General features: G+C 40.5%; 33 protein-coding genes. 30 read left to right on the top strand and 3 right to left on the bottom strand.

The window, feature by feature from the left end:
• The first annotated feature begins 24 nt into the window (after positions 1 to 24).
• The 10 genes from ACXAHI_RS04885 (at position 25) to ACXAHI_RS04840 (ending at position 8,449) form a co-directional block, all read left to right on the top strand.
• Positions 25 to 1,263, top strand: a complete 1,239-nt coding sequence (locus tag ACXAHI_RS04885; protein ID WP_474846362.1) for an ABC transporter substrate-binding protein — start codon at positions 25 to 27, stop codon at positions 1,261 to 1,263.
• Positions 1,253 to 2,116, top strand: a complete 864-nt coding sequence (locus ACXAHI_RS04880) for an ABC transporter permease (RefSeq protein ID WP_474846360.1) — start codon at positions 1,253 to 1,255, stop codon at positions 2,114 to 2,116. The genes ACXAHI_RS04885 and ACXAHI_RS04880 overlap by 11 nt, the downstream gene beginning before the upstream one ends.
• Entirely contained in the window at positions 2,113 to 2,934 is an 822-nt protein-coding gene (locus tag ACXAHI_RS04875; protein WP_474846358.1) for an ABC transporter permease, read from the top strand. The genes ACXAHI_RS04880 and ACXAHI_RS04875 overlap by 4 nt, the downstream gene beginning before the upstream one ends.
• 16 nt (positions 2,935 to 2,950) lie before the next feature.
• Positions 2,951 to 3,940 carry an ABC transporter ATP-binding protein gene (locus ACXAHI_RS04870; protein ID WP_474846356.1) on the top strand — a complete coding sequence of 330 codons (990 nt, stop codon included), beginning with the start codon at positions 2,951 to 2,953 and terminating at the stop codon, positions 3,938 to 3,940.
• Positions 3,937 to 4,590 (top strand): TVP38/TMEM64 family protein, encoded by a 654-nt coding sequence (locus ACXAHI_RS04865; RefSeq protein WP_474846354.1) that lies wholly within the window; start codon positions 3,937 to 3,939, stop codon positions 4,588 to 4,590. The genes ACXAHI_RS04870 and ACXAHI_RS04865 overlap by 4 nt, the downstream gene beginning before the upstream one ends.
• Positions 4,591 to 4,607: 17 nt before the next feature.
• Positions 4,608 to 5,189 (top strand): CDP-alcohol phosphatidyltransferase family protein, encoded by a 582-nt coding sequence (locus tag ACXAHI_RS04860; RefSeq protein WP_474846352.1) that lies wholly within the window; start codon positions 4,608 to 4,610, stop codon positions 5,187 to 5,189.
• A 13-nt stretch (positions 5,190 to 5,202) separates the two neighbouring features.
• Entirely contained in the window at positions 5,203 to 6,630 is a 1,428-nt protein-coding gene (locus ACXAHI_RS04855; protein WP_474846350.1) for a dihydrolipoyl dehydrogenase family protein, read from the top strand.
• Positions 6,631 to 6,648: 18 nt separating this feature from the next.
• Positions 6,649 to 7,728: an FAD-dependent oxidoreductase gene (locus ACXAHI_RS04850; protein WP_474846348.1), complete on the top strand. Its 1,080-nt coding sequence runs from the start codon at positions 6,649 to 6,651 to the stop codon at positions 7,726 to 7,728.
• 224 nt (positions 7,729 to 7,952) lie between these two features.
• A complete protein-coding gene (locus ACXAHI_RS04845; RefSeq protein ID WP_474846346.1) occupies positions 7,953 to 8,270 on the top strand; it encodes an iron-sulfur cluster biosynthesis family protein in 318 nt (105 codons plus the stop codon).
• A gap of 17 nt (positions 8,271 to 8,287) precedes the next feature.
• Positions 8,288 to 8,449, top strand: a complete 162-nt coding sequence (locus ACXAHI_RS04840; RefSeq protein WP_474846344.1) for a hypothetical protein — start codon at positions 8,288 to 8,290, stop codon at positions 8,447 to 8,449.
• A gap of 50 nt (positions 8,450 to 8,499) precedes the next feature.
• On the opposite strand, the gene ACXAHI_RS04835 is transcribed toward ACXAHI_RS04840, so the two are convergent.
• Positions 8,500 to 9,417 (bottom strand): hydroxymethylglutaryl-CoA lyase, encoded by a 918-nt coding sequence (locus tag ACXAHI_RS04835; protein WP_474848070.1) that lies wholly within the window; start codon positions 9,415 to 9,417, stop codon positions 8,500 to 8,502.
• Between the two features lie 157 nt (positions 9,418 to 9,574).
• Here ACXAHI_RS04835 and ACXAHI_RS04830 point away from each other — a divergent pair, with 157 nt between their 5' ends.
• The 3 genes from ACXAHI_RS04830 to ACXAHI_RS04820 are packed head-to-tail and all read left to right on the top strand — an operon-like array spanning position 9,575 to position 12,149.
• Positions 9,575 to 10,759 carry an acetyl-CoA C-acetyltransferase gene (locus ACXAHI_RS04830; RefSeq protein ID WP_474846342.1) on the top strand — a complete coding sequence of 395 codons (1,185 nt, stop codon included), beginning with the start codon at positions 9,575 to 9,577 and terminating at the stop codon, positions 10,757 to 10,759.
• 23 nt (positions 10,760 to 10,782) lie between these two features.
• Positions 10,783 to 11,469 (top strand): CoA transferase subunit A, encoded by a 687-nt coding sequence (locus tag ACXAHI_RS04825; RefSeq protein ID WP_270179140.1) that lies wholly within the window; start codon positions 10,783 to 10,785, stop codon positions 11,467 to 11,469.
• A gap of 11 nt (positions 11,470 to 11,480) precedes the next feature.
• The gene (locus ACXAHI_RS04820) at positions 11,481 to 12,149 is read left to right on the top strand and encodes a CoA transferase subunit B (protein ID WP_474846340.1); all 669 of its coding nucleotides are present in this window, start codon (positions 11,481 to 11,483) and stop codon (positions 12,147 to 12,149) included.
• 300 nt (positions 12,150 to 12,449) lie between these two features.
• Here the strand turns inward: ACXAHI_RS04820 and ACXAHI_RS04815 are convergent, their stop codons facing one another.
• Positions 12,450 to 13,361: an aldo/keto reductase gene (locus tag ACXAHI_RS04815; RefSeq protein ID WP_474846338.1), complete on the bottom strand. Its 912-nt coding sequence runs from the start codon at positions 13,359 to 13,361 to the stop codon at positions 12,450 to 12,452.
• Between the two features lie 129 nt (positions 13,362 to 13,490).
• On the opposite strand from ACXAHI_RS04815, the gene ACXAHI_RS04810 reads away from it, so the two are divergent.
• Positions 13,491 to 14,033 carry a cysteine hydrolase family protein gene (locus tag ACXAHI_RS04810; RefSeq protein ID WP_474846336.1) on the top strand — a complete coding sequence of 181 codons (543 nt, stop codon included), beginning with the start codon at positions 13,491 to 13,493 and terminating at the stop codon, positions 14,031 to 14,033.
• A gap of 323 nt (positions 14,034 to 14,356) precedes the next feature.
• On the opposite strand, the gene mciZ is transcribed toward ACXAHI_RS04810, so the two are convergent.
• Entirely contained in the window at positions 14,357 to 14,515 is a 159-nt protein-coding gene (gene mciZ, locus ACXAHI_RS04805) for a Z-ring formation inhibitor MciZ (RefSeq protein WP_474846334.1), read from the bottom strand.
• A gap of 115 nt (positions 14,516 to 14,630) precedes the next feature.
• On the opposite strand from mciZ, the gene ACXAHI_RS04800 reads away from it, so the two are divergent.
• The 16 genes from ACXAHI_RS04800 to spoVAC all read left to right on the top strand — a co-directional run bounded on the left by ACXAHI_RS04800 (position 14,631) and on the right by spoVAC (position 26,978).
• Positions 14,631 to 15,170, top strand: coding sequence for an NUDIX hydrolase (locus ACXAHI_RS04800; RefSeq protein WP_474846332.1), 540 nt, complete (start codon positions 14,631 to 14,633; stop codon positions 15,168 to 15,170).
• 9 nt (positions 15,171 to 15,179) lie between these two features.
• A complete protein-coding gene (locus tag ACXAHI_RS04795) occupies positions 15,180 to 16,340 on the top strand; it encodes an endonuclease Q family protein (protein WP_474846330.1) in 1,161 nt (386 codons plus the stop codon).
• A gap of 74 nt (positions 16,341 to 16,414) precedes the next feature.
• The gene (gene spoIIM / locus ACXAHI_RS04790) at positions 16,415 to 17,056 is read left to right on the top strand and encodes a stage II sporulation protein M (protein ID WP_270179133.1); all 642 of its coding nucleotides are present in this window, start codon (positions 16,415 to 16,417) and stop codon (positions 17,054 to 17,056) included.
• 111 nt (positions 17,057 to 17,167) lie between these two features.
• Positions 17,168 to 17,650 carry a ferric iron uptake transcriptional regulator gene (gene fur / locus ACXAHI_RS04785; RefSeq protein ID WP_270179132.1) on the top strand — a complete coding sequence of 161 codons (483 nt, stop codon included), beginning with the start codon at positions 17,168 to 17,170 and terminating at the stop codon, positions 17,648 to 17,650.
• Positions 17,651 to 17,747: 97 nt separating this feature from the next.
• Positions 17,748 to 17,975, top strand: a complete 228-nt coding sequence (locus ACXAHI_RS04780) for a YqzK family protein (protein WP_270180579.1) — start codon at positions 17,748 to 17,750, stop codon at positions 17,973 to 17,975.
• 14 nt (positions 17,976 to 17,989) lie between these two features.
• Positions 17,990 to 18,880 (top strand): site-specific tyrosine recombinase XerD, encoded by an 891-nt coding sequence (gene xerD / locus ACXAHI_RS04775; protein ID WP_474846328.1) that lies wholly within the window; start codon positions 17,990 to 17,992, stop codon positions 18,878 to 18,880.
• 139 nt (positions 18,881 to 19,019) lie between these two features.
• Positions 19,020 to 20,198: a phosphopentomutase gene (gene deoB / locus ACXAHI_RS04770; RefSeq protein WP_474846326.1), complete on the top strand. Its 1,179-nt coding sequence runs from the start codon at positions 19,020 to 19,022 to the stop codon at positions 20,196 to 20,198.
• A gap of 21 nt (positions 20,199 to 20,219) precedes the next feature.
• Positions 20,220 to 21,047 (top strand): purine-nucleoside phosphorylase, encoded by an 828-nt coding sequence (locus tag ACXAHI_RS04765; RefSeq protein WP_474811310.1) that lies wholly within the window; start codon positions 20,220 to 20,222, stop codon positions 21,045 to 21,047.
• Between the two features lie 17 nt (positions 21,048 to 21,064).
• Entirely contained in the window at positions 21,065 to 22,366 is a 1,302-nt protein-coding gene (locus ACXAHI_RS04760; RefSeq protein WP_474846324.1) for a pyrimidine-nucleoside phosphorylase, read from the top strand.
• 130 nt (positions 22,367 to 22,496) lie between these two features.
• The gene (locus ACXAHI_RS04755) at positions 22,497 to 23,672 is read left to right on the top strand and encodes a D-alanyl-D-alanine carboxypeptidase family protein (RefSeq protein WP_474846322.1); all 1,176 of its coding nucleotides are present in this window, start codon (positions 22,497 to 22,499) and stop codon (positions 23,670 to 23,672) included.
• A gap of 101 nt (positions 23,673 to 23,773) precedes the next feature.
• Positions 23,774 to 24,124, top strand: coding sequence for an anti-sigma F factor antagonist (gene spoIIAA, locus ACXAHI_RS04750; protein WP_270179126.1), 351 nt, complete (start codon positions 23,774 to 23,776; stop codon positions 24,122 to 24,124).
• Entirely contained in the window at positions 24,124 to 24,564 is a 441-nt protein-coding gene (spoIIAB, locus tag ACXAHI_RS04745) for an anti-sigma F factor (RefSeq protein WP_474846320.1), read from the top strand. The genes spoIIAA and spoIIAB overlap by 1 nt, the downstream gene beginning before the upstream one ends.
• Before the next feature lie 12 nt (positions 24,565 to 24,576).
• Entirely contained in the window at positions 24,577 to 25,332 is a 756-nt protein-coding gene (gene sigF / locus ACXAHI_RS04740; protein ID WP_270179124.1) for an RNA polymerase sporulation sigma factor SigF, read from the top strand.
• Between the two features lie 165 nt (positions 25,333 to 25,497).
• Positions 25,498 to 26,097, top strand: a complete 600-nt coding sequence (locus ACXAHI_RS04735) for a stage V sporulation protein AA (protein WP_474848068.1) — start codon at positions 25,498 to 25,500, stop codon at positions 26,095 to 26,097.
• Positions 26,094 to 26,525, top strand: a complete 432-nt coding sequence (locus tag ACXAHI_RS04730; protein WP_474846318.1) for a stage V sporulation protein AB — start codon at positions 26,094 to 26,096, stop codon at positions 26,523 to 26,525. Before ACXAHI_RS04735 ends, ACXAHI_RS04730 begins: the two co-directional genes overlap by 4 nt.
• A complete protein-coding gene (gene spoVAC / locus ACXAHI_RS04725; protein WP_474846316.1) occupies positions 26,526 to 26,978 on the top strand; it encodes a stage V sporulation protein AC in 453 nt (150 codons plus the stop codon).
• Positions 26,979 to 26,992: the final 14 nt, after the last annotated feature.

Here is a 26,992-nt window from a genome sequence, read left to right as displayed (position 1 = left end):
TTTTCATGAATTGGAGGTTTTGGAATGAAGTGGAAATTATTTATCTTTTTAGCCGGATTAATGATTTTGACAGCTTGTGGAAATAGTACAGAAGGCGAGGCTGGTAACGAAGAAGTGCTTTCAAAAGAGTGGACGGAAATCGAAAAAGATGCAGAAGGAACAGAAGTCAATCTGTTCATGTGGGGAGGAGATGAAGGAATCAATCGGTACATCGATGATTGGGCTACTCCTGAGTTAAAAGAAAAACATAATATTACATTGAACAGACAGCCGATGAATACAGAAGAGTTCATGCAAAAGCTATTAACAGAAAAGAAAGCAGGTAAAAATAAAGGAACGATCGATATTATTTGGATTAACGGTGCAAATTTTAAGAATGCAAAAAACGCAAATTTACTTCTAGGCTCATTTGCAGATAAATTGCCTAACTACAAGAAATATATCGGAAGTGATGATCCATCCGCAGCGTTCGATCAAGGAACGAAAGTAGATGGCCTAGAAGCACCGTGGGGAAGTGTTCAATTTGTATTTAATTATGACTCGAACAAAATTGAAACACCTCCTAAAACGTTGGATGAATTGAAAACTTGGATTTCTGAGAACCCAGGAAAATTTACTTATCCTAACGTTTCTGATTTCACTGGTAACACGTTTGTAAAACATCTGCTTGTAGCTAGTGCGCCAGATCGTGTTTCTACGATGGCGAAAGAGTTTGATCAAGATTTAGTTGAGAAGAACGGTGAGTATGTGTGGTCATACCTAAATGAAATTAAACCAAACCTATGGCGAAATGGCGAAACGTATCCTGAGTCATTGACGAAGTTAGATAAGTTGTACAGCCAAGGGGAAGTCTGGATGACGATGGGTTTCAATGAAGCGAGAGCGGAAAGTTTAATTAAAGATGGTACTTTCCCTAAAAGTACAAAATCGTTTGTTCTTGAATCGCCTGGCTCTATTTCTAACAACCATTATTTGAGCATCCCATTTAATAGCCCTAACCCCTCAGGAGCGATGACGGTCATTAACTTCTTAGAATCACCTTCAGCTCAGATTGCTAAGATGGATCCTAAAATGTGGGGAGAAGGAATGGTACTAAACTATGATAAGCTCGAGGAAGAAGATAAGAAAAAAGTGGACGCGCTTAATCGCGGTGAAAGTGTAATATCTTCCGAAAAGCTGAATATGCACAAGCTTCCAGATTTAGATACAGGTTATACGGAGTGGATTACGAATGATTGGGGAAACAAGGTTTTTGAAGAATAAGCATAAAGCATGGCTTTATTTAACGCCTGCAGTGATCATCATCTTATTCCTAGTAGGTTATGGGATGTGGTCAGCTGTAATTCAAAGTATGCAAACATTAGGGGGAAAGTGGACGTTTGAGTTTTACGAGGAACTTTTTAGAAGCGATTCCTTTTTAAGATCCTTAAAGTTTACATTTTGGATCACCCTCATCTCTACCGTTCTCTCCCTGGTGATTGGTCTTGTGCTGACTAGAATACTGTATCGGTTATTTCAGCACTCTTTCGTAAAGGGACTCGTATGGATTCCAATCTTAATTCCTCATTTTGTAGCAGGATATCTCGTTTTCCTATTTCTTTCACAGAGCGGATTACTTTCTTCCTTGCTTTTTCAAATTGGATTAATAGAGGACAGATCGATGTTTCCGATACTCGTTCAGGATACACGAGGACTGGGAATCATCCTCACATATGTTTGGAAAGAAGTTCCGTTTGTTATTCTGATGCTTCTCCCAGTTTATTACGAAATCGATCATCGCTATTCAGAGGTGGTTAGAACGTTAGGGGGAAGCAAATGGGATGAGTTTAAAACTGTTGAATGGCCATGGCTTCTCCCAATATTATTAGAAGTTGCTATCATTTTAATTGCTTTTGTTTCGACAGCTTTTGAAGTTCCCTATTTGTTAGGAGTAACAAGACCTGAAATGTTGCCTGTTTATGCTTTCGATTGGTTTTATAGCGGAGATTGGAGCAATCGTCCTTTAGCTTTTGCTGCAATGATCATACCAGGGGTCGTATCACTCCTTCTAGCAGGAATCTCTTTCAAACTTATACAAAAGCATAGGCTACGCTTAATTAAAGGGAGAGTACGATGAGGTTAAATGAAATTATTTCAGGGAAGAGAAGAAAGGTAATCGTTCTTATCACGTTGTTTATTTTTATGATGTTGTTCATTCTTCCGCTTATCACGATCGTAGTAAAAAGTTTTGCTTCTGATTGGAAGTGGCCGATTCTGTTCCCAAGAGAACTCGGCCTTGATGGGTGGGAGGTTATTTTCAGTGATCCTGCACTGGTAGATTCTCTTATTACAACGTTAGAACTGGGAATAATGGTAGTACTGTTAAATTTAATCATAGCGATGCCAGCAGCAAGAGCATTAGCGATATATTCGTTCAGAGGAAAGTTCCTTATCGAGGCATTCCTATTGTCACCTATTTTGATTCCAGGCATCTTATTAGCTATGGGTTTACAGTATACCTTGATTCAGTTTGGGTTGGCAGATCGTCTAAGCGGGGTATTACTCGTTCATTTAATACCAACTTTGCCATACTCGATTCGTATCATGAGGGCAGGGTATGAACGACTTGGAAAAGGCTTGATTGAACAAGCGGCAGTGCTCGGTTCAGGGGCAATCGCACGTTTTTTGACAGTTTCTCTACCTTTACTGATTCCAAGCATTCGAAGTTTAATGTTATTAACATTTGTAATATCTCTTGGGCAATATGCCCTAACAGCAATTATTGGTGGAGGGGTTGTAACAACACTGCCATTACTATACTATCCTTATTTTTCAAGCTCCAATGAAGCAGTTATCGCTGGATTCTCATTATTATTTGCTTTGCTTCCACTCCTATTTGTAGGAGTCGCGGAAATCGCATTAAGAGCGGTCATTCGGGTAGTCAATCGAATTTGAAAGGAAGTTTATAGGTATGAATGACCTTATTCAATGTAACCAGTTAACCAAAAACTATTCGGGCGAGCCGATCTTAAAAGGTGTTTCTTTTTCTCTGAAAAAGGGAGAACATGCAACGATCGTTGGACCTTCAGGCTGTGGAAAATCAACATTATTACGCTGTCTAGCAGGACTCGAATCGATCGACAGTGGAGATATTATGCTCAATGGTAAGTCGGTTACAAAAACCAAACCTGAAAAACGTTCGATCGTTCTGATGTTTCAAGATTCCTTATTATTTCCCCATCTATCCGTGCTAGAGAACGTCACGTATGGATTGAAAAGGAAAAAGGTTCCTAAAAAAGAGCGAATCTCACAAGCGCTACAGATGATACAAAAGGTGAAACTTTCACCTTGGAAGGACGCCTATCCACATGAGCTTTCTGGTGGCCAGAAGCAGCGGGTTTCTCTAGCGAGAGCACTTGTGTTAAAGCCGGATTTACTTTTACTTGACGAACCATTCAGCTCGTTAGACGCTTCACTTCGAGAATCTTTAAGAGGTGAAGTAAAGGAAATATTACATGAGGAAAACATTACATCTTTATTTATTACGCACGACAGGGATGAAGCGATCGAGTTGGCAGACATGCTTGCTGTCATGTATGAAGGTCGATTGATACAGCAGGGGGCTCCTTATGATGTTGTAACGTACCCTTCCTCTAAAGAAAGTGCAAGAATTATAGGTGAAGGTCTTCCTTTAGGAAAAGGGTTTGTACCTCAACATCAAATAACTGCTGTAAATCCTCATAATCATGTTCAAAATGATAAGGAACAAATTTCAATCCCAGGAAAGGTAACCGCGCTTACAGTTAAGAACAATTCTGTTTGTTACCGTGTATCTTGGGAAGGTGGAACCATTCTCGTTCCTTCTGAAGACATATTAGAGCCCGGTCAAGATGTTCTGTTGAGAGCAGCGCACGTATACCCATACGATCGAAACGAACGTGCATGGAGCAATACTCCATGACGATAAGAACGCTATTAAAAGGGATTATGATGATTTGTGTCGTGATCGGCATTTACTTACTTAATGAGAATGTTTTCAACCTGCGTCCTTCCCAAATTCGTTCGTGGATTTCGTCCTTCGGGCTTTATGCGCCTGTGATCTTCCTTATTGCTTGTATAGGAAGACCGTTCATTTTATTTCCAACATCGGTACTTTCTATAGCGGGTGGGTTGGTTTTTGGTCCGTATATTGGAACGCTCTTAGCTGTAGTAGGAGGATCGACTGGAGCACTTCTTTTCTTTCTTGCTGCTCGAAAACTAGGCTTCAAGGCTCTACCAGATGCATTGCGGAAGCGTGGAGAGAAATTAGAAAAAGGGCTTTCAGAGCAAGGTTTCTCATATGTGTTGCTACTAAGGTTGGTTCCCTTTCTGCATTTTGATCTTGTCAGTTACGTGTGCGGTGTTTCTAATGTTGATAAGAAGAAATATTATTTTGCAACGTTAGTAGGTATGCTTCCTGGTGCTCTTGTTTTGAACTTTTTAGGTGCGAGTTTTTTATCAAACAATATCAAATCGGTCGCAATTGTATCGATTGCTTTATTAGTTCTCTTATTAATCACGTTATATATCCGTAAAAAGGCATTCGGATCAGAATTAGAAGAAGAAATTTAATTGAAGGATGGTGTGCTGTGCTCGATACTCATGGCAGGAAATATGTACAGCCTGTTATGGATAGAACCGCAGGCTGGTTACTTAAGATAGGTCTTAGTGCGAATCAGGTAACGATCATATCGTTTATTATCGGGGTCACATCTGGGTTGTTTATTTATCTAGATCGTCCTGTTCTAGCGATCATTGTATTATGGGTTTCTGGATACTTAGATGCTGTGGATGGAACGATGGCTAGGAAAACGAAGCCTTCACCATTTGGAACAGTATTAGACGTAAGTTTTGATCGAGTTGTAGAGATAAGTGTGATATTAGGACTTGCCTTTGCATTCCCTGAATCGATGTGGGCATTGTTATTATTGAGTACCTCAATCATATTCGCAATGACGATCTTTTTAACGGTAGGAGCTGTTTCAGAAAAGCAAGGAATCAAATCATTTTATTATCAAGCAGGTGCCGCTGAACGGACAGAAGGTTTTCTATTGTTTACGGCTATGATTCTCTTTCCTGGGTACTTAACGCTACTTACCTTATTGTTCTTAGCAATCGAACTATTTACTAGCATACAAAGACTTACTGAAGCAAAAAGAATACTCGGATAGAGAGGTGTTTGAATTGGAAAAATATGATTTGATCGTAATAGGAGGAGGTTCTGGAGGGTTAACTGCTGCAGCAGGTGCCGCTAACATGGGCGCGAGTGTAGCGTTAATCGATGACCAGCCAGGACTTGGCGGAGATTGTTTGCATTTTGGATGCGTTCCTTCAAAAGCATTCATTACTGCAGCAAAAGAAGTTCATGCTGTCTATAAAGGTGCTAAAGAATTTGGCTTAACAGTAAATGGAGAGGTTCGATTTCAACGCGCGATCGAACGCGTCCATGAAGCGATCGAAGAAATACAAGAAGTAGATAGCGATGAGCGTTTTGAGGAGCTAGGCGTAACAATCTACCGTGGAAAAGGTTCTTTTGTCGATGAACATACTGTTTCGATCGATGGACAAACCTCCATTTCAGGTAAGCGGATTGTCATTTCAACAGGGTCCAGTCCGAACGTTCCTCCTCTTGAAGGAGTAGATAACGTCTCTTTTTTAACGAATGAATCCATCTTCAATTTAGATCACCTACCTGAGAGTATTGTATTTATAGGTGGGGGAGTCGTTGGTCTCGAACTTGCTCAATCATTAGCAAGGTTTGGATCAGATGTTACTGTCATCGAAACGTCAGATACCATCTTAAAAAAAGAAGATAGTGACATTATTCCAGTAGCTCGAGAGATTCTAGAAAAAGAACTGTCCTTTATCTATAACGCAGAGGTAACAGGAGTTTTCACACGTGAAGGAAGAAAAGTTGTCACATATAAAGTTGATGGCAAAGAAGAAGAACTAGTCGCTCATGAAATTATGATGTCGACAGGACGAAAGCCTAATACCGACAAGTTAAACCTAGAAGCGGCTGGTGTTGATTCCAACAAAGGCTACATTACAGTAAATGAGCAGCTACAAACATCGAAGTCTCATATTTATGCGATCGGTGACGTCAACGGAGCTTTTCCATTCACGCATGGAGCCGGAATGGAAGGGAAATTGATCGTACAAAATGCTGTGTTCGGTTTAAGAAGAAAAGTGAAATATGATAATGTACCATGGGTAACGTACACTGATCCTGAAATTTTTCACCTTGGATTAACTGAGAGCGAGGCAAGAGAAAAGCACGGTGAGGATGTGCGTATATTTAAAGTTGATATTAGCGATGTCGACCGTTTTATTGCAGAACGTAAGAAAGACGGTCTTGTGAAGGTGATCACTGATTCGAAAGGGAAAGTGTTAGGGGCGCATGCCGTAGGCGAAGATGCTTCAAGCTGGATGCAGGAAATCGTGTTTGCAAAAGAACATGGACATAAGCTAGGAGATCTATCGACAGTCATACATCCGTACCCGACCAAAGGAGCCATTCTTAATCAAGCTTCAGATTTATATTGGCGTGAAAAACTCTTCGATGGTGTCATTCCAAAGGTTGCTGAAAAGTACATTAAGTGGGTTCGGTAAGAGAAAAGGATGATTTGATTGAAAAAGAAGTTGTTGTTGATCGGTGGAGGTCATGCTCACCTTCATGTGATAAAAAAACTACAAGAAGAAGCAATAGATGCCGAGGTATCAGTCATTTCACCGTCTGAGTACCAATATTATTCAGGAATGTTTTCAGGATTTATGGAGGGGTTATATGAATTCGAAAAGATACGTATTCACATACCGACCCTCTCTGAAAAAGCAAATGTCACATTTATTAAGGGCGCAGCATTGTCGATCGATGCAGAAGCGAAAGTGGTGCTGACTGAAAAGGGTGATATCGTTCCTTACGATGTTTTATCAGTTGATATCGGATCTTACACGGGTGGGATCGATGTGCCTGGAGTAAGGAAACATGCGTTACGAATCAAACCTACTTATCGAATTGAAGATGTAGTAAGTAAGTTGTGGGATGCAGAAGATCCGGTGGTTGTAGGTGGAGGTGCAGCAGGAATCGAAATGGCGCTCTCTTTACATGCAAAAAGACGTTCTGAAGATGCTCCAGTAACGTTAGTAACCCAATCTACGCTTTTAGCAGGAGAAACTGAAAAGGCAACGTCTAAGATCCAAGAGATTGCAAAGGAAAAAGGGTTAAAAGTTTATGAACATGAGAAAGTATCGAACGTTACTTCTTCCCATGTCATCACTGGCGGAGGTAAGCAGATCGCTTATGATGAATTTTTATGGTTGACTGGTCCTAAAGCGCCTGGACTTTTTCAAACGTCGAAATTGCCAGTTGATCCTCAAGGTTATTTGCTAGTGGAAGATACATTGCAAGTAAGGGAATACCCTGCTATTTTTGCTGCAGGAGATTGTTCTTCGATAAAAGGTTTCCCGAACCTTCCAAAATCAGGAGTTATCGCTGTTAGGCAGTCAGAAGTGCTTTGGGATAACATCAAGGCCTTTATAAAAGGAGAAGACGGAACGCGTTTTCAACCTAAGCGAAAATATCTTTCTATCCTTTCTACAGGAAACCGTGAAGGTTTATTATTATACGGCAATTTAAGCTTTCACCACCATCTTTCGTGGAAGTTAAAAAATAAAATCGATCGGAAATTTGTTGAAACTTATAAATAAACCTAAGAAAGCAGGCTGCAGAGCCTGCTTTCTTAAGTTCACTTCATCACAGGGTGTGCAATTTATTGGCGTTCGCGTTTATAATAGAGTAGAAGTGAAAGCTTAGTAGCTAAAGAGAGGCTTGAATAATATAGTTCAGCTATATATCTAAAGCCAACCGTATTAAGTGAGTTTCGTGAGGTTAATTTTTGCCTTGCGATCGTGAGGAAAAAAGGAGTGAAATGATGAAGTTACAGTTTACAGATAGAGCGATTGAAAGACTAGAAAAAGAACAAAATGGTTTTCTTAAATTGAACTATGATATTGAGGATTGTGGATGTGTTGTCAACGGCGTAACACAGCTAGTATTAGATTCAGAGGTTGGGGATTATGATCTAGAAATAGAAACAAATTTCAGACCTGTTCTTGTGCAGAAACAATATAAGGTGTTTTTTGATGAGAACATGAAGATGGACTATTTACCGAAATACCATTGTTTTATGCTTAAAAGCGACAATGAGATACTGAACCCAAGAATGCGATACATCAATCGTATTTCATAATCTAGGAGGCATGTAACGTGTCATTTTTTATGTATTTTCTTATGTTTTTTGTTGTTTATATGATTGTGAAAGGAATCTCAAATTTTATTAAAGAAAAGAAGATGGATCGGATTTCATTCATTGGTGGAATTATTTTAGCTTTAATCTATAGCACGATCATTACGATTTTCAAAGGGTAAAAGGAGCACAAAAAGGTGCTCCTTTTTAATTTTTTTAAAATCGTAAAAAGTTAGTTTAGTTCAGCAGACGATTCTTTTTGATGGAGAGAGCGGTATGGAGTGTGAATGGAACGAGAGAGGTGCGGTTCGATTTCATCGATCGCTTTCATAAGTTTTTCTAGGTCGATACCAGTTTCAATCCCCATTCGTTCAAGCATATAAACCACACTCTCAGTTGCGACATTACCTGTTGCTCCTTTCGCAAAAGGACATCCGCCTAGCCCGCCTGCTGATGTGTCAAACCTTGATATGCCTGCAGTAAGGCAAGCGTAAATGTTTGCAAGCGCCATTCCTCTCGTATCATGAAAATGAGCTGTCAAAAGCGTGTTTGGAAATTCACTTTTTAGTGTATGAAAAAGGTTGTAGGACTCCTCTGGCGTCGCCATACCAATCGTATCTGCTACACTAAGTTCGTCGACCCCTGCTTCAACGAATGTTCTACAAACACCTAACGTATCCTTTAAGGTCATCTTTCCCTCATATGGGCAGTAGAAAGCTGTTGAGATACAGGCTCTGACAAAGTAACCATCACGCTTTAGTTCATCTACTAACACAACCAATTCTTCTAATAATTGAGCGGTCTCTTTGTTGCTGTTCTTTTTATTGAATGTATTACTTACACCTGCGAACAGCGCAACGGCTGAAACAGACGTTTCTTTTACTCGTTCAATTCCTTTTCGATTTGGTGCAAGTACAAAATTTCTTGACTCATCTAGACATGAGCTGACAATTTCTTTTGCATCTTTCATTTGTGGAACCCATTTTGGGGAAACAAAAGAAGTAAGCTCTATTTCACGCACGCCCGAATCTTTCAGTGCTTTTATGAATGATAGTTTATTTTCTGTAGGAACGTAATTTGCTTCATTTTGAAGTCCATCTCTTGGACCTACTTCAATTATCGTAGCTTGATTTGGTATCATAACGATCAGCCCCTTTATTTGTAAGCGTTATCTTTTTCATTAAAACAAAGCTTATTGGCAGTTGCAAGGAAATCGTTAGAATAATGGGAATTCTTTTTGTTTGAAGGAGTTTTCTGATTAAATTAAGAATTATGTAGAAGAGAGTCAATTTAAGGAGGAAAATGACATGAATCAAGATGTAGTAATTGTAAGCGCTGTCAGAACGCCGATCGGATCTTTTAATGGTGCCCTAAAGAATGTTTCAGCACCAGAGCTTGGAGCACTAGCGATTCAAGAATCGATACGACGAGCCGGCATAACGCCTGATCAAATACAAGAAGTCATCATGGGAAATGTACTACAAGCAGGGCTAGGTCAAAATCCAGCTAGACAAGCCGCTATTAAAGCTGAGATTCCAGTGACTACTCCTGCGATGACGATTAATAAAGTGTGTGGCTCAGGCTTGAAAACTGTTCATCTTGGTGCGCAATCGATCATGCTTGGTGAACAAGACATCGTCGTTGCTGGTGGAATGGAAAACATGAGCCAGGCACCATATCTTTTAAATGGAGCTAGGGATGGCTTAAGAATGGGTGATCAAAAGATGATCGACAGCATGGTTCATGATGGGCTATGGTGTGCGTTCAATGATTACCATATGGGTGTAACAGCAGAAAATTTATGTGATCATTACAACCTCAGCCGAGAAGAAATGGATGAATTCGCAGCTCAAAGTCAGCAAAAAGCACAGGCTGCAATTGAAGCAGGACGTTTTACAGACGAAATCATACCCGTTTCGATTCCAAAGCGAAAAGGCGATCCAGTAGTCTTTGATACAGATGAATATGTAAAACCGGGCACAACCGCTGAAAAGCTTGGGAAATTAAAACCAGCTTTTAGAAAAGATGGACGCGTAACAGCAGGTAATGCATCAGGAATAAATGATGGAGCAGCAGCTGTTGTTTTAATGAGTCGTAAGAAAGCAGAAGAGCTAGGTGTTGAATACATGGCGGTGATAAAAGCAAACGCGAGTGGTGGAGTAGACCCTAGCGTAATGGGACTTGGTCCTGTCCCTGCAACAAAGAAAGTACTTGAGAAAGCGAATCTATCCATGAGTGATATGGACTTAGTAGAAGCGAACGAGGCATTTGCCGCACAGTCGCTCGCTGTCGGAAGAGATTTAGACTTTAATCGTGAGATTCTTAATGTTAATGGTGGGGCGATCGCTCTTGGGCATCCAATCGGGGCGAGCGGAACAAGGGTATTTGTAACACTACTTCACGAAATGAAGCGAAGAAACAATCGCTATGGACTAGCTACCCTCTGTATAGGCGGTGGACAAGGAGTAGCGACAATTGTAGAAAGACCGTAATAAAAGAAGGAGGAATATTTGATATGAAACCGATACTTAACTCATTCGACGAAGCAGTGAAGGATATACAAGATGGTGCAACGCTTTTAGTAGGTGGATTCGGTCTTGTTGGTATTCCGGAAAATTTAATTATGGCTATCCGAGATAAAGGTGTGAAAGATCTGACCGTCATATCAAACAATTGTGGTGTAGACGACTGGGGTCTTGGTCTTTTGTTGAAGAATAAGCAGATTAAGAAGATGGTAGGTTCATACGTAGGTGAAAACAAAGAGTTTGAAAGGCAAGTTCTATCAGGTGAATTAGAAGTAGAATTGATTCCTCAAGGTACACTAGCTGAACGAATTCGCGCTGGAGGAGCTGGTATTCCAGCTTTCTATACACCTGCAGGAGTAGGTACTCCGATTGCTGAAGGAAAAGAGGTAAGGAGTTTTGATGGAAAGGAATACTTGCTTGAACCTGCGATTAAAGCAGACTTTTCACTCGTTCGAGCTGCCAAAGCAGACTTGATGGGAAACCTTATCTACAACAAAACGGCTAGAAACTTTAACCCTATGATTGCAGCAGCAGGTGAAGTAACGATTGCAGAAGTTGAAGAGCTTGTTGAAAACGGAGCGCTTGAGCCTGATCAAATTCATACTCCTAGTATCTATGTTCAAAAAGTGATTGTTGGTGAACAAGAAAAGAGAATCGAAAGACTAACGACTAGGTAAGGAGGCTAACTATGACAAAAGTGGATAAAGCAGCAGTTAGAGAGAAGATTGCGAGACGTGCAGAAAAAGAAATCAACGATGGTTTTTATGTGAATCTAGGAATTGGAATGCCAACGATGGTTGCGAACCATATCCCTGATGGCAAAAAGATCGTACTTCAATCCGAAAACGGTCTTCTAGGTATTGGACCTTATCCATCGGAAGGTGAAGTGGATCCAGACTTGATCAACGCTGGTAAGGAAACGGTAACAGCGATGCAGGGAGCAGCTTACTTTGATAGTGCTGAATCGTTCGCTATGATTCGTGGAGGCCATATTGACGTTGCAATTCTTGGAGGTATGGAAGTTTCGAAGAATGGTGACCTTGCGAATTGGATGATCCCAGGTAAGATGATTAAAGGTATGGGCGGTGCAATGGATTTAGTACATGGTGCTAAACGTATCGTCGTGATTATGGATCACGTTAATAAGAGCGGTGATCCGAAAATACTAAACGAATGTTCATTACCTTTAACTGGGAAGGGTGTGGTCAATCGAATCATAACAGACCGAGCTGTATTCGATGTAGCCGATGAAGGGTTGGTCCTCAGGGAAGTTGCTGAAGGATATACTGTTGATGAGATTAAAGCCTCTACTGAGCCAGAAATTATTGTGAAAGACGTCATAATGGACGCATATTAATAGAGAAGAGGCTGGGACAAAACCAACATACATGAAGGAAATCGCGAATGTTGAATGTTTAAGAGTAAGACCTTAGCGTAGCCAACATACGTAGACTCCTGCGGGAACAGCACGAGTCCAAAGGCCCCGCAGGAAAGCGTTTTTTGCTTTCTGAGGAGACTGAGGCCGTGCCCGCGGAAAGCGAAGTATGTTGGCGAAGCGGCGGTTTCCTATCTGTAAATTACAAAAGACCCGATCTAATTCAAATGAATTGATTGGGTCTTTCTCATGGTTATATGCTTATGTCCCAGCCTCTTTTACTTACCGGTGCTTATCATAAGTATTGGCTGTTGAGATCGATCGTATCTCGTTAATCTCATTTTGGGTTAGTTCAGGCGCATTTTGCGCTGTGAGGTTAGAAAGCAGCTGTTCGCTCTTACTCGCACCAGGTATTGCAGTTGCGACTGCTGGATGAGCAAGGGTATAACGTAAAGCAGTTTGCGTCATATTCCGTTCGTTTCCTTGCATATCGGATAGTTTTCTTGCAATTTCAAGTACGTCATCTTTAGAATGCGTTAGAAAACCTTCGTCTTTAACTTTATGCTCGAATCGGTCTGTTAGCATGCCTTTCGCGAGTGGCCCTCTTGCAATCACACTGATGTTGTTTTTGTGTAGCAAATCTAGTATTTCTTCCTCTGGGCGGCGATCAAGAATGCTGTACTGCATCATGACGGATGCGATCGATGAGCGCTTAACATACTCTCGAATCACGTTAGGGCGAATACTAGAAATTCCATATTCACGGATGAGACCCTCCTGTTTTAATTCTTCGAAAGCCTCGATCGTCTCATCAATCGGATCGTCAATCGTACCACCATGCAATTGATAAAGGTCGATATAGTCGGTCTTCAACCGTTTTAAGCTTTGCTTACATGCATCTTTGATATGTTCTTTAGAAGGGTCCCAGTACCAATCCTCTTTTCCTTCCTCCCAGTGATTTCCACCTTTTGTGGAGAGGATGACGGAGTCTCTTCTACCTTGAAGTGCTTCCCCAACAAGTTCTTCGTTCAAACCAAAATCATAAAGATCGGCAGTATCAATAAAGTTAACGCCGTTATCGATCGCTTCACGAATGAGTGAGATCCCTTTTTCGCGATCCGTGCCGATAGACATCGTGCCGAATCCGATTTCACTCACTTGAAGGTTGGATTTGCCTAATTGATTCTTATTCATCTTATACCTACCTCCCATTAAAATAACTACTACTAGTTTATCGTGACAAGAGCACTTAACGCTAATGATATGGGTGTCTTGTCACTTGTCAGATCGACTGGTATAGTTAATGGTTGAGGAGGCGTTTTGATGGGGAAAGAAGCTCTGTTAATAATCGATATGAGTAATGATTTTATTCACGACAAAGGGAATTTAACAGTAGGATTAAAGGGTCAAGAAATCGTACCTCATATCCTCTCGATTGCTAGCTCGTTTATAGCAGAAGGGAATGAAGTGATCATCTGTATGGACGCACATAATGAACAAGATTCACATTTTGATTTATGGCCTGTCCATAATGTTATAGGATCTTGGGGACAAGAATTGTATGGAGAGCTCCAAGACTGGTATGAGGAGTATAAAGACCATAGTTGTGTAGAGTATGTACCAAAGCCAGAATATGATGCTTTCTACAACACGAACCTCGAAGAGCTATTGCGGTCAAAAGGAGTAGAAACTGTTCATTTAACAGGTGTTTGTACAGACATATGTGATTTTCTTACCGCTTATGGTGCTTATGCAAGAGGCTTCAAAACCGTTGCACGTAGACGTGGTATGGCAACGTTCTCAGATCATCATGACGTTTTTCTTGAACAGATGAAAACCATCTTCCAAACAGAAATAAGAGATTGATAAATTCGTTAGTATAATACATCTACTCAAAAAGAGGCTGGGACAAAACCAACATACATGAAGGAAAACGCGAATGTTGAATGGTAAAGAGTAAGACCTTAGCGTAGCCAACATACGTAGACTCCTGCGGGAACAGCACGAGTCCGAAGGCCCCGCAGGAAAGCGTTTTTTGCTTTCTGAGGAGACTGAGGCCGTGCCCGCGGAAAGCGAAGTATGTTGGCGAAGCGGCGGTTTCCTATATGTAAATTACAAAAGACCCGATCTAATTCAAATGAATTGTTCGGGTCTTTCACATGGTTATATGCTTATGTCTCAACCTCTTTTTATTGAATTAATCTCAAATGTGACTTTGATTTTGATGGTGGTGCTTGGATCCACTCTTCGATCGTCTCATAGTGTTTCATATAGTGCTTGATCATTAATTGGATCTGTTTCGGTTTCCCTACCATTGTAACTCCGTTAGATTGTATATAAATCTTCACTCGTTTACCCTCCTACTTGATCGATACATAATCATCTGATCTGCCCCTATTATCTGTCTGTTGTGATAGACTTTATGTATCGGATATAAAATTTAGAACCAGGAGATGAGAGGACATGGATCATCTATATGAAAAGACCCTTCGTTCAGAAACACTCTATGAGGGTCGAATAATTAATTTAAGAGTTGAAGATGTAGAACTCCCGAACGGAAAAAAGAGTAAGCGAGAACTCATCGACCATCCTGGAGCTGTTGCAGTTATCGCAGTAACGCCTGATAATAAAATTCTTGCTGTAAGACAATATAGGAAGGCGCTAGGCAAATCGATCGTTGAAATTCCAGCAGGAAAGTTAGAAGCTGGCGAAGAGCCTGAAATCACTGCTGTAAGAGAGCTTGAAGAAGAAACGGGCTATACATGTCAATCGTTAAAAGAAGTAATATCATTTTATACTTCACCTGGATTTGCGAACGAGTTAGTTCATCTTTACGTTGCAGAGGGGCTAGTGAAAAAGGGAGAACAGTCTGCCGATGAAGATGAGTTCCTTGATGTTCTTTATCTATCGCTAGATGAATTAGAAGAAATGGTAAACACAAAAGAAGTGCATGATGCAAAAACGGCTTATGCTTTGCTTTATTTGAAAATGAACCAAAGGTGACGTTGCGCTATGATTGATTGTTATGCAGATTTTCACATACATATTGGAAGAACTTCTTCTTATAAACCGGTGAAAATCACTGCATCTGACTCTCTAACACTTTCTTCGATTTTAGATGAAGCTTCAAATCGTAAAGGGTTGGACATGATCGGTATAATCGATTGTCATGTTCCTGAAGTGATCGCTGATTTAGAAAATGAGGTCAGAGTAGGGAATGGTTATGAATTGGATGACGGTGGTATTAGGTTTGGAGATCTTACGTTAATTCTGGGTAGTGAGATTGAGATCTATGATGAAAATTGCAAAGGTCCTATTCACGTATTAGTTTATTTGCCTGATTTGATTGCAATGAAACATTTTTCAGAGTGGTTGATAGGCCGAATGACAAATATTCATTTGAGCTCGCAACGAATTTATGAAGATGCACAAGCATTGCAGCGTAAAGTTAAAGAACTCGGCGGATTGTTTATCCCTGCTCATATTTTTACACCTTTTAAAAGTTTGTTCGGTAGAGGGGTTTCTTACTCGTTAAAAGAAGTGTTCGATATTAAATTTATCGATGCTGTAGAATTAGGATTATCATCGAACACAATGATGGCAGATGAGATAGAAGAACTCCATGCTTTACCATTTCTTACGAATTCTGATGCCCATTCAACGCCAAAAATTGCACGAGAGTATCAACTATTGAGGGTGAAAACGCCTAGTTTTCAGGAATGGAAGAAAGCATTGAAGAACGAGGACGATAGGCAAATTGTTAGAAACTATGGGTTAGATCCTGAACTAGGTAAGTATTTCGAAACAGTTTGTGCAAAGTGTGAAACAAGCGTGCATGGGAGCGAATGTCAAACATGTAAGAGCACGAAATTGATTAAGGGTGTATCAAATCGAATACAAGAATTGCGTTCGACAACTAATAAGCCCTTAAGGCCAGAATATATTCATCATGTTCCTCTTGAATATATTCCTGGTATCGGACCAAGAACGTTAAGTCGATTGTTAGATCATTTTGGAAATGAGATGAATATTTTACACCGGGCTAAGGAAGAGGAGCTCGGGACAGTAGTGTCTTCTAAGATAGCGAGACTAATTAACCTTGCAAGAAACGGAGAACTCACGATTGATAAAGGTGGGGGAGGAAGATACGGCAAAGTACGAACAGGAGAGTGACAATCTAGCACCTGTCATACGCCTAGTATTCGATTCATAGACTTTACCAAGAGCAGTTTGGAGGGGGAGTTCTTATGAATCGGAGTCGACAGTTGAAGCAGATCATTTCGTCGCATATTACTGACCATCTATCGATTTATACATTCATCGCTGTGTTGTTTCTAATGGGGATCGTTTTCGGTGCAGTCATTGTTAACAGCTTAAGTTTAACCCAAAAAGAAGACCTCGCTCTCTATTTAAGCCGATTCTTTGGACAAGTGTCTGAAGGACAGTTTGCAACGTCTTCAGAGATGTTCCAGCAAAGTTTTACACACTATGTGAAATATATCGGATTGATGTGGCTACTAGGATTGACAGTGATCGGTCTACCGATTATTTTAGTGATGTTGTTTTTAAAGGGGATCGTAGTCGGATTCACAGTAGGCTTCCTTGTGAATCAAATGAGTTGGAAAGGTTTTCTATTAGCCTTTGTATCTGTTTTTCCTCAGAATGTATTGGCAGTTCCTGTATTTATAGTAATCGGAACAGCTTCCCTAACATTTTCTCTTCGACTTGTTAGACAGCTGTTTATGAAACGAAAAACAGAGTTGATCTTTCCTCCATTCATTCGGTTTTCTTTATTAGTTCTTGGTTCGCTGTGCGTGCTTTTTCTAGCATCATGGTTTGAAGCTTACTTATCCCCTTCATTAATTAAAGCTGTAGTTGATATTCAGTAATTATTATATGATAATAATTATAACGTACTATTGATAATTATTTTAGTTTGACACCTTTTTTTCTACTGCTTATAATGAAATTGGCATCGATCGAGGGAGGGAATAAGGGATATGGAAAGCAGAATCGATCGAATTAAGAAACAGCTTCATTCTCAAAGCTATAAGCTAACACCTCAACGTGAAGCAACCGTTAGGGTACTTCTTGAGAATGAGGAAGATCATTTGAGTGCTGAAGACGTTTACCTTCTCGTTAAAGAAAAGTCTCCAGAAATTGGACTGGCTACAGTATACAGAACGCTAGAGTTGCTAGCAGAATTGAAAATCGTTGACAAAATTAATTTTGGTGATGGCGTATCCAGATTTGATCTAAGACAAGAAGGTGCTGCACATTTCCATCATCACCTCGTATGTATTGAGTGTGGAGCAGTAGACGAAATACAAGAAGATCTACTCGGAGACGTAGAAGAAGTTGTCGAGAAAGATTGGAACTTCAAAATCAAAGATCATCGTTTAACATTTCATGGGATTTGCTACCGCTGTCAAAGCCAAGAACAAGCTGAGCAGCCTGAAGAGGAAACAGCGAATCGTTCCTAACAATTATAATGAACGCAAAAGAGCCCCTTATCAAACATGCTATGTATAAAAATCTCCTTATCTGGCATATCTTTTACTAGAGATGGAGGTGCATATGATGGTTAGGGGTCTATTGCTTGTTTTAGATACTATGAAGGTATTCTTGTTATTCACAGGCTGCACGCTACTGTTTTACTTTGGAATTCTCTGGGTAAATCAAGAGTATCAAAATTACCACCGGTATGATGAGCCAGAGGGAAAGGCAGTCAAAGTGGTGCAGATGGAGTCAGTACCTCAGCAGATTTTCCTTGAGAGGCTCGGTTTGTTTTTCCAAACTGGTGAATAAGGGAGTTTTCGCTTATGGAGGACCAGGTACAGGATTTTTTACACTATTTAATTGTTGAGCGGAGCCTATCAAAAAATACTCTCGATGCTTATAGGCGAGATCTGGCTCAATATACAAAGCACTTAACAGAACAAGAATCACTTACTTCATTGCAGGATGTAAGGCGTGTGCACATCGTTAATTATTTATACGAATTAAAGGATAACGGTAGAGCCTCAACGACCATAGCGCGTAACATTGCTTCGATAAGATCCTTTCATCAATTTCTCTTAAGAGAAAAAGAAACGGACCAAGATCCTTCCGTACATATTGAAACGCCCAAAGCTGAAAGAAAATTACCGAAAATCCTTTCTACATCAGAAGTGGAGCAGCTGCTTGAAGCACCTGATTATTCAACTCCGTTCGGTAAACGAGACCGTGCGATGCTTGAAGTACTCTACGCTACAGGACTTCGTGTTTCTGAGTTAGTGGATTTAAACATGGAGGATATCCACTTAACGATGGGATTTATACGCACGGTAGGCAAAGGCAATAAGGAGAGAATCGTCCCCTTAGGTAAGATGGCACGTGATGCATTACAGCTTTATTTAGATGAGGGAAGAAGTGCTCTATTAAAACGAAAAAAATCGGATGCGCTGTTCCTCAATCATCATGGTGAAAGACTTTCTAGGCAAGGATTCTGGAAAATCCTCAAAAAGCTTGCGCTGCATTCGAATATTGTAAAGCCTCTTACTCCGCATACGCTAAGGCATTCTTTCGCTACACATCTACTTGAAAACGGAGCAGATTTAAGAGCGGTTCAGGAATTGTTAGGTCATGCTGATATTTCGACAACACAGATATACACACATGTAACGAAGGCCAGGTTGAAAGATATTTACTCGACTTACCACCCAAGAGCTTAATTCGCTTTTCCAGAGATCAATCTGGTCGTTGACCAGGTTTCTTTTTTGTTTTATTGGACCGATTGTACATAAGTGTGTTTTTATATTTTCTGAAGGGAATAGTAAAATATGAGTGTTATTTACACAAGGAGGACTAGGAATGTCAAATAAATTTAAACGAGTATTTTTAGTAGTAATGGACTCTGTTGGTATCGGTGAAGCTCCTGATGCTGAGCAATTTAATGATAAAGGTGCAGATACGCTTGGGCATATTGCTGAGCACATGGGTGGTCTAAAGATGCCAAACATGGAAAAGTTAGGTCTCGGTAACATTAGAGAAGTCAATGGCATTTCCAAAGTGGAGAAACCGATGGCACACTATACAAAAATGCAGGAAGCATCAAATGGGAAAGATACGATGACTGGGCACTGGGAAATAATGGGTCTTCATATCGAACAGCCTTTCCGCACATTCCCTGATGGTTTCCCTGATAAGCTATTGAATGAATTAGAAGAAAGAACAGGTCGAAAAATCATCGGTAACAAGCCTGCTTCTGGCACAGAAATCATTAAAGAACTCGGTCAAGAACATGTGGAAACGGGTGCTTTAATCGTCTATACATCAGCAGATTCCGTACTGCAAATTGCAGCTCATGAAGAAGTAGTACCACTCGATGAGCTTTATCATATTTGTGAAATCGCAAGAGAGATGACGAAAGCAGAAGAGTACATGGTAGGAAGAGTTATCGCTCGCCCATTCGTTGGTAAAGAAGGCGAATTCAAACGAACTTCCAACCGTCACGACTACGCTTTAAAACCATTCGGTCATACTGTGATGAACGAGCTTCAGGAGAATGGAAAAGATGTCATCGCGATCGGGAAAATTTCCGATATATATGATGAAGAAGGTGTAACAGAATCTCTGAGAACGAAATCGAACATGGATGGTATGGACAAGCTTATCGATACCCAGAAAATGGAGTTTGAAGGGTTGAGCTTCCTGAATCTTGTTGATTTCGACGCACTCTTTGGACACAGAAGAGATCCACAAGGGTACGGAGAGGCTCTTGAGGAATACGATGCCCGTCTGAGTGAGTTCTTAGAAGGTATGCAAGAGGATGATCTCCTTCTAATTACTGCAGACCATGGTAACGACCCAGTACATCATGGAACGGATCACACTCGTGAGTATGTGCCGTTGCTTGCTTACCATAAAGGAATTGAAAAAGGTGAAGACCTTGGAATCCGCAAAACATTTGCAGATATTGGTGCTACTGTAGCGGATAACTTTGAGGTAAACTTGCCTAAGTATGGAACAAGCTTTCTTGAGAAGCTTTAAGGACAAGAGGAGGAATAAATAATGACAGTAATCAAACAAGAAATTCAAGATGCAGCATCATACATTACAGAAAACGCTGGAGAAGTGAAGCCTGAAATAGGTCTCATCTTAGGATCTGGTCTTGGTGTACTAGCAGAAGAAATCGAAAACCCTGTGAAAATCGCATATAGCGATATTCCTAACTTTCCTGTCTCAACAGTTTCAGGACATGCAGGTCAATTCGTATTTGGAACGCTTAACGGCAAGAACGTAGCAGCGATGCAAGGTCGCTTTCATTACTATGAAGGGTATGAAATGGATAAGGTAACGTTCCCGGTACGAGTAATGAAAGAGCTAGGCATCGAAAAAATCATCGTAACAAACGCTGCCGGAGGCGTTAATGAGGAGTTTGAACCTGGTGATTTGATGGTGATCTCAGATCACATCAATAACTTTGGCGCAAACCCGTTAATCGGCCCGAATAGCGAAGAGTTTGGTCCGCGCTTCCCTGATATGTCTACGGCATATAGCCAAGACTTACAAAAGCTTGCTCATGATACTGCAACAGAACTTGGCATGAAGCTTCAGTCTGGTGTGTATGTTGGGAACACGGGTCCAACATATGAAACACCAGCAGAAGTACGTATGCTACGTACAGTTGGTGGAGATGCAGTCGGCATGTCAACGGTTCCTGAAGTAATCGTTGCAAGACACGCTGGAATGGAAGTACTAGGAATATCTTGTATCTCAAACATGGCTGCAGGAATCCTTGATCAGCCACTTCACCATGGTGAGGTAATCGAAACAACTGAAAAAGTAAAAGCAAACTTCTTGCTTTTAGTTAAAAATATTGTAGAGAAGATGGCGTAGGAAGGGAGATTCATCACATGAGAATGGTTGATGTTATTCAAAAGAAACGTAACGGTAAAACGTTAACTAAAGAAGAAATCGAATTTTTTATTAATGGCTACACAGCAGGAGATATCCCGGACTATCAAGCTTCTGCACTTATGATGGCTGTTTATTTCAACGGCATGGAATCAAACGAAACAGCAATGTTAACGCAAGCGATGGTTGATTCTGGTGAAACGATCGATCTTTCTGCTATCGAAGGACACAAAGTAGATAAGCATTCTACAGGTGGAGTAGGAGATAAAACAACATTTATCGTTGGACCTCTTGTTGCTTCTGTTGGAGTTCCTGTTGCAAAAATGTCTGGTCGTGGACTAGGACATACGGGTGGTACTCTAGACAAGCTTGAATCGATCGAAGGCTTTAACATTGAAATGACGAAAGAAAAGTTTATCAACAACGTAAACACACACAAGCTTGCAGTGGCTGGTCAAACAGGAAATCTAGCTCCAGCTGATAAGAAGCTATATGCTCTTAGAGATGTTACTGCTACTGTTGACTCCATTCCTTTGATTGCAGGCTCAATCATGAGTAAGAAATTAGCGTCTGGTGCTGACAGCATTGTTCTTGATGTTAAGACGGGAACTGGAGCTTTCATGAAAGAATTAGAAGATTCTAAAGCTCTAGCAAGAGAAATGGTTAACATCGGAAATAATCTTGGACGTAACACTGTTGCAGTCATCAGTGACATGAACCAACCTCTAGGGTTTGAAGTTGGAAACGCGAACGAAGTACGTGAAGCTTGTGAAGTTCTTCAAGGTAAAAAAGTAGAAGACCTTCGTCTCTTATCATTAGAATTAGCTTCACATATGACTGTTCTTGCAGGAGTGTTTAATGACTTTGATTCTGCATATAAGACGCTTGAAGAAAACCTTGAAAACGGTAAAGCATTTGAAGCGTTCCGTTCTCTTGTTTCTGCTCAAGGTGGAGACGTAAGCGTAATCGACGATCTTTCTAAACTTCCGCAATCGAAGTATCATATTGAAGTAACTGCTGAACAAGACGGTTACGTAACTGCGATCGATGCAGAATCAGTCGGTGTTGCTGCTATGTACCTTGGAGCGGGTAGAGCAACGAAAGATGATCAAATCAATCACGGTGTAGGGATCACGTTAAACAAAAAAGTAGGCGATGCAGTGAAGAAAGGTGAAGCATTGGTTACACTTCATAGTGATGATGAGAATCCACAAGATTCAATCAAAAAGATCAATGAAGCATACACACTTTCTGAAGAATCTCCAGGTAAACACAAGCTTATTTATGATGTGATCAACTAAATATAAACGAAAGCCCCCTTTCTGGGGGCTTTTTTTATTGGTATCCGCCCTCGTTCTATCGTAATGAATGAAAGGTATACTTTACCAATAAGATGGGCATCCTTCTATTACTAAGAATGGAGGGATCCAGATGAAAGTTTCGGCAGCTTTACTCGCCATGCTACTCGTAGTAGCAACATTCGTTCCAACATTTGCAAGCGCTAATGAAATAAAATCAGATATTGTGGAAGAATCATCGTCTGCAATACTCATTGAACGAGATACAGGGGCAGTACTATATGAAAAAGACAGTGATAAGAAGCTTCCTCCAGCAAGTATGACAAAGATCATGACGATGGTTTTGATCATGGAAGCGATTGAAAGTGGAAAAGTGAAACTTGAAGACAAGATCCGCACGAGTGAATACGCTGCATCTATGGGAGGATCTCAAATCTTTCTAGAAGCAGGGGAAGAGATGACGGCCGACGATATGCTGAAGGGCATCGCAATTGCTTCAGGTAACGATGCATCTGTTGCAATGGCAGAGGCGATTGCTGGTTCAGAAGAAGCTTTTGTTCAAATGATGAATGATAAAGCAAAAGAAATGGGCCTAAAAGATACGAATTTCGTAAATCCTACGGGACTTCCAGCTAAGGAGCATTATTCGACTTCACATGATATGGCAATGATGGCGAGAGAGTTATTAAAGTATGACTTGATTACGAAATATACAGGAAAATACGAAGATTACTTAAGAGAAGATACTGATAAAAAGTTCTGGCTAGTGAACACGAATAAATTAGTTAAATTTTACCAAGGTGTAGATGGGTTGAAGACTGGTTTTACGAATGAAGCAAAATACTGTCTTACCGCTACTGCAAAACGCGATGATATGAGAGTAGTCGCTGTTGTGATGGGCGCACCATCTCCAAAAAAGCGGAATGCTGAGGTAACGAAGCTATTCGATTATGCCTTCTCTCAATATACGACAAACAAATTATTCGATCGAAATCACGTTGTGAAAGAAGTCGAAATTAACAAAGGTGACCGAGCAACCATGGACGTTGTAACTTCTGAGCAAGTTTCTGTGCTCATGAAAAAGGGCAGTAAAGACGAGAAAATAACGACCTCGATCAAAATGAATGAAAATCTTCAGGCGCCGATTAAAGAGGGTGATCCTGTAGGTGTTCTTACCGTTAAGGTAGATGGCAAAGTAACAGCAACGTCACCTGTATTGTCATCACAATCGATCGATCAAGCATCATGGTGGCAGTTGATGAAGAGGACGGTAGGGCAATTCGCCAAAGCGTCAGATGGTGTCAAGTAAGCAACCCTTTCATCGAACATTCACTAGTTTTGTCACGAAGAAGGAATTAAGGTAACAAACAGAGAAAAAACTCACAAGCAAACCATGAGGAGGAGTGCGTTGTGAGTCTTACGATTAACCTAGAAGTTAAGCATCCAGTTTTATTAATACGGTTAGAAGGCGAATTAGACCATCATACCGCTGAAGAGTTACGCGAGAGAGTCGATCAACTTCTTGAGGAGAGAAAAATTGAGCATATCGTTCTAAGTTTGGAAGGTCTGTCATTTATGGATAGCTCTGGGCTTGGTGTGATTCTTGGCCGGTACAACAAGGTGAAAAGCTTTGGTGGAGAGATGGTTGTATGCTCCATATCTCCAGCAGTAAAACGCCTTTTTGAGATGTCAGGTCTATTTAAGATCGTGAGACTCGAAGATGATGAGCAACATGCTCTTGCGACACTGGGGGTGGCTTAATGAGAAATCGTATGGATATTGAATTTTCAGCTCTCAGTCAGAATGAATCCTTTGCTCGAGTTACAGTTGCAGCTTTTATAGCTCAATTAGATCCAACAGTCGATGAGCTAACCGAAATCAAAACAGTTGTCTCTGAAGCAGTGACAAATGCAATCATTCATGGGTACGAACATAATGGAGATGGAAAAGTCTATATATCTGTTGAGCTCAACGATGATACTGTTCACCTCACTATTCGTGATAATGGAATCGGAATCGATGATTTGGATGAAGCTAGACAACCTCTGTTTACGACGAAGCCAGAATTAGAAAGATCTGGGATGGGCTTTACAATCATGGAGAACTTTATGGATGAAGTAAAAGTTGAATCTGCTAAGAACCAGGGTACTTCGATTCATGTTGTAAAGTACCTATCAAAAAATAAAGCGTTATGTAATTAAGGGGACCTGCGTATGGACGTGGAGGTAAAAAAAGGTAAACATACTCAGCTTAAGCATGAAGAAGTCAAGGAATTAATCAAACAGAGCCAAAATGGGGATCAGCAGGCAAGAGATCAGATTGTGCAAAAAAACATGAGACTTGTTTGGTCTGTGGTACAACGCTTTCTTAATAGAGGCTATGAGGCCGACGATTTATTCCAAATAGGGTGTATTGGTCTGTTAAAATCCGTTGACAAGTTCGATTTAAGTTATGATGTTAAATTCTCCACTTACGCTGTCCCAATGATTATAGGAGAAATCCAGCGCTTTATTCGAGATGATGGTACGGTAAAGGTTAGCAGATCTCTTAAAGAAACAGGAAACAAAGTTCGAAAGGCAAGAGATGAGTTGTCTAAAACGTTAGGTCGAACACCAACGATCAACGAAATAGCTGAACTTATTGACGTTACTCCAGAAGAAGTCGTCATGGCTCAGGAAGCTGTTCGAGCACCGAGTTCGATCCATGAAACGGTTTACGAAAATGACGGTGATCCAATTACGCTATTGGATCAGATAGCAGATCATTCAGATACATCGTGGTTCGATAAGATTGCCTTACAAGATGCTCTACAGCAGTTAGATTCAAGGGAAAGGTTAATCGTATATCTGAGGTATTACAAAGATCAAACACAATCAGAAGTAGCTGAACGGTTAGGGATTTCACAAGTACAGGTATCAAGGCTAGAAAAGAAAATTTTAAAGGAAATAAAAGAGCAGCTGAACAAATAGTTCAGCTGTTTTTTTATTGGATATTTTCTTTATCAGAACCATGTTTTTCTACGAGGGAATTAATGGAACATGAGTGCAGTTCGAATGAGAGCGATATACCAGAAACATACTATTACCTATATAAGGTACCTCTCGATAAGGAGGTGGAGAGCTGTGACAGCTGATATGATTTACCTTCGATTGAAACAAAAGATTAGAGTGAGGCCCGGAGCACATCTGACGATTGGTGATATCGCTCAGCTGATTGGAGAAGACGAGATATGTAGAAAACTTGAGACCACCATCATCCATCGCATACGGAAAGAAGATAAGAATCTCGTTGTAATCGATGTGATGAAAGTGATAAGAGCGATTCAACGTACAATCTCTCTTGAAGTGCAAATAATCGGACCGACACAAACCATTATCGAAGTGCAAATCTCAAAGAAAAAATTAGCACCTGTCTATTTTGTGTTCATTTGGCTTCTCCTATTTATTGGGGCTGCACTAGCAATTATGAACTTCCATGAAGATGTAAGTATGCGAGAAGTACACCAACAAATTTACAAAATCGTTACTGGAATTGATAATCCTAAACCTCTTCTCCTCCAGATTCCGTATTCATTCGGACTAGGAATTGGAATGATCCTATTCTTTAACCATTTATTTAAGAAACGGTTTAATGAAGAACCTAGTCCACTTGAAGTAGAGATGTTCAATTATCAACAAGACCTCGATCGATATGTCATCGTACATGAAAATGAAGACAATGGAAAGAACGAATGATGAATGCACAGATCATTTTGGTAATGATCATCGGTTTTGCTGAAGGAATTGCTGTAGGAGCTGGTTTAGTTGCATTTTTATCTGTTCTAGGGATCATCCCTCGTTTAACTCAAATAACAAAAACAAGGCATCTGATCAAGTTCTATGAGTGGGCAATCATCGTAGGGGCTGTAACAGCGAGCTGGCTATCATTAAGAAATCCAATCTTAGGGTTACCTAAGATCCTCATGATGCCCATTGGGCTTCTGGCAGGGGTTTTTATCGGAATGCTTGCGGCCGCTCTAACAGAGGTCCTAAACGTACTTCCAATTCTCACGAAACGAATTGGATTTATCGATAAAATCCTTTTGTTATTGATGGCTATCGTATTAGGAAAGATCTTCGGTTCACTATTTCATTGGACAGTATTTGTAGATGGAGGGTTTTAAATGTCGTTACACGACCAGGAACAATATTCGAAAAATATTAAGAATTATCATCCTAAAACACCTTATGTTTGGAATTCATTAAAAGCTTTTTTGGTGGGAGGCGCAATTTGTACATTTGGTCAAGGCATTCAGAATTTCTACATGAGTGTATTCGATTTTTCTGAAAAAAATGCAGGAAACCCAACGGTTGCTACGCTTATCCTTATCTCAGCTTTACTTACTGGTTTCGGTGTATACGATAAGATTGGACAGTTTGCGGGTGCGGGTTCAGCTGTTCCCGTAACAGGTTTTGCAAATTCGATTACAAGTGCTGCTCTCGAACATAAAAGTGAAGGAATCGTTTTAGGGGTCGCAACAAACATGTTTAAGCTCGCTGGGTCTGTCATCGTTTTCGGGGTTGTTGCAGCTTATTTGGTAGGAATTGTCCGGCTAATTTTCAGAGCGTTGTTGTAAGTAAGGAGAGAGTC

It is taken from the genome of Anaerobacillus sp. ABD4_527 (assembly GCF_056160805.1).
Note: the sequence above shows the minus strand (reverse complement) of the source record. Positions and strands in the feature narration are given on the sequence as shown.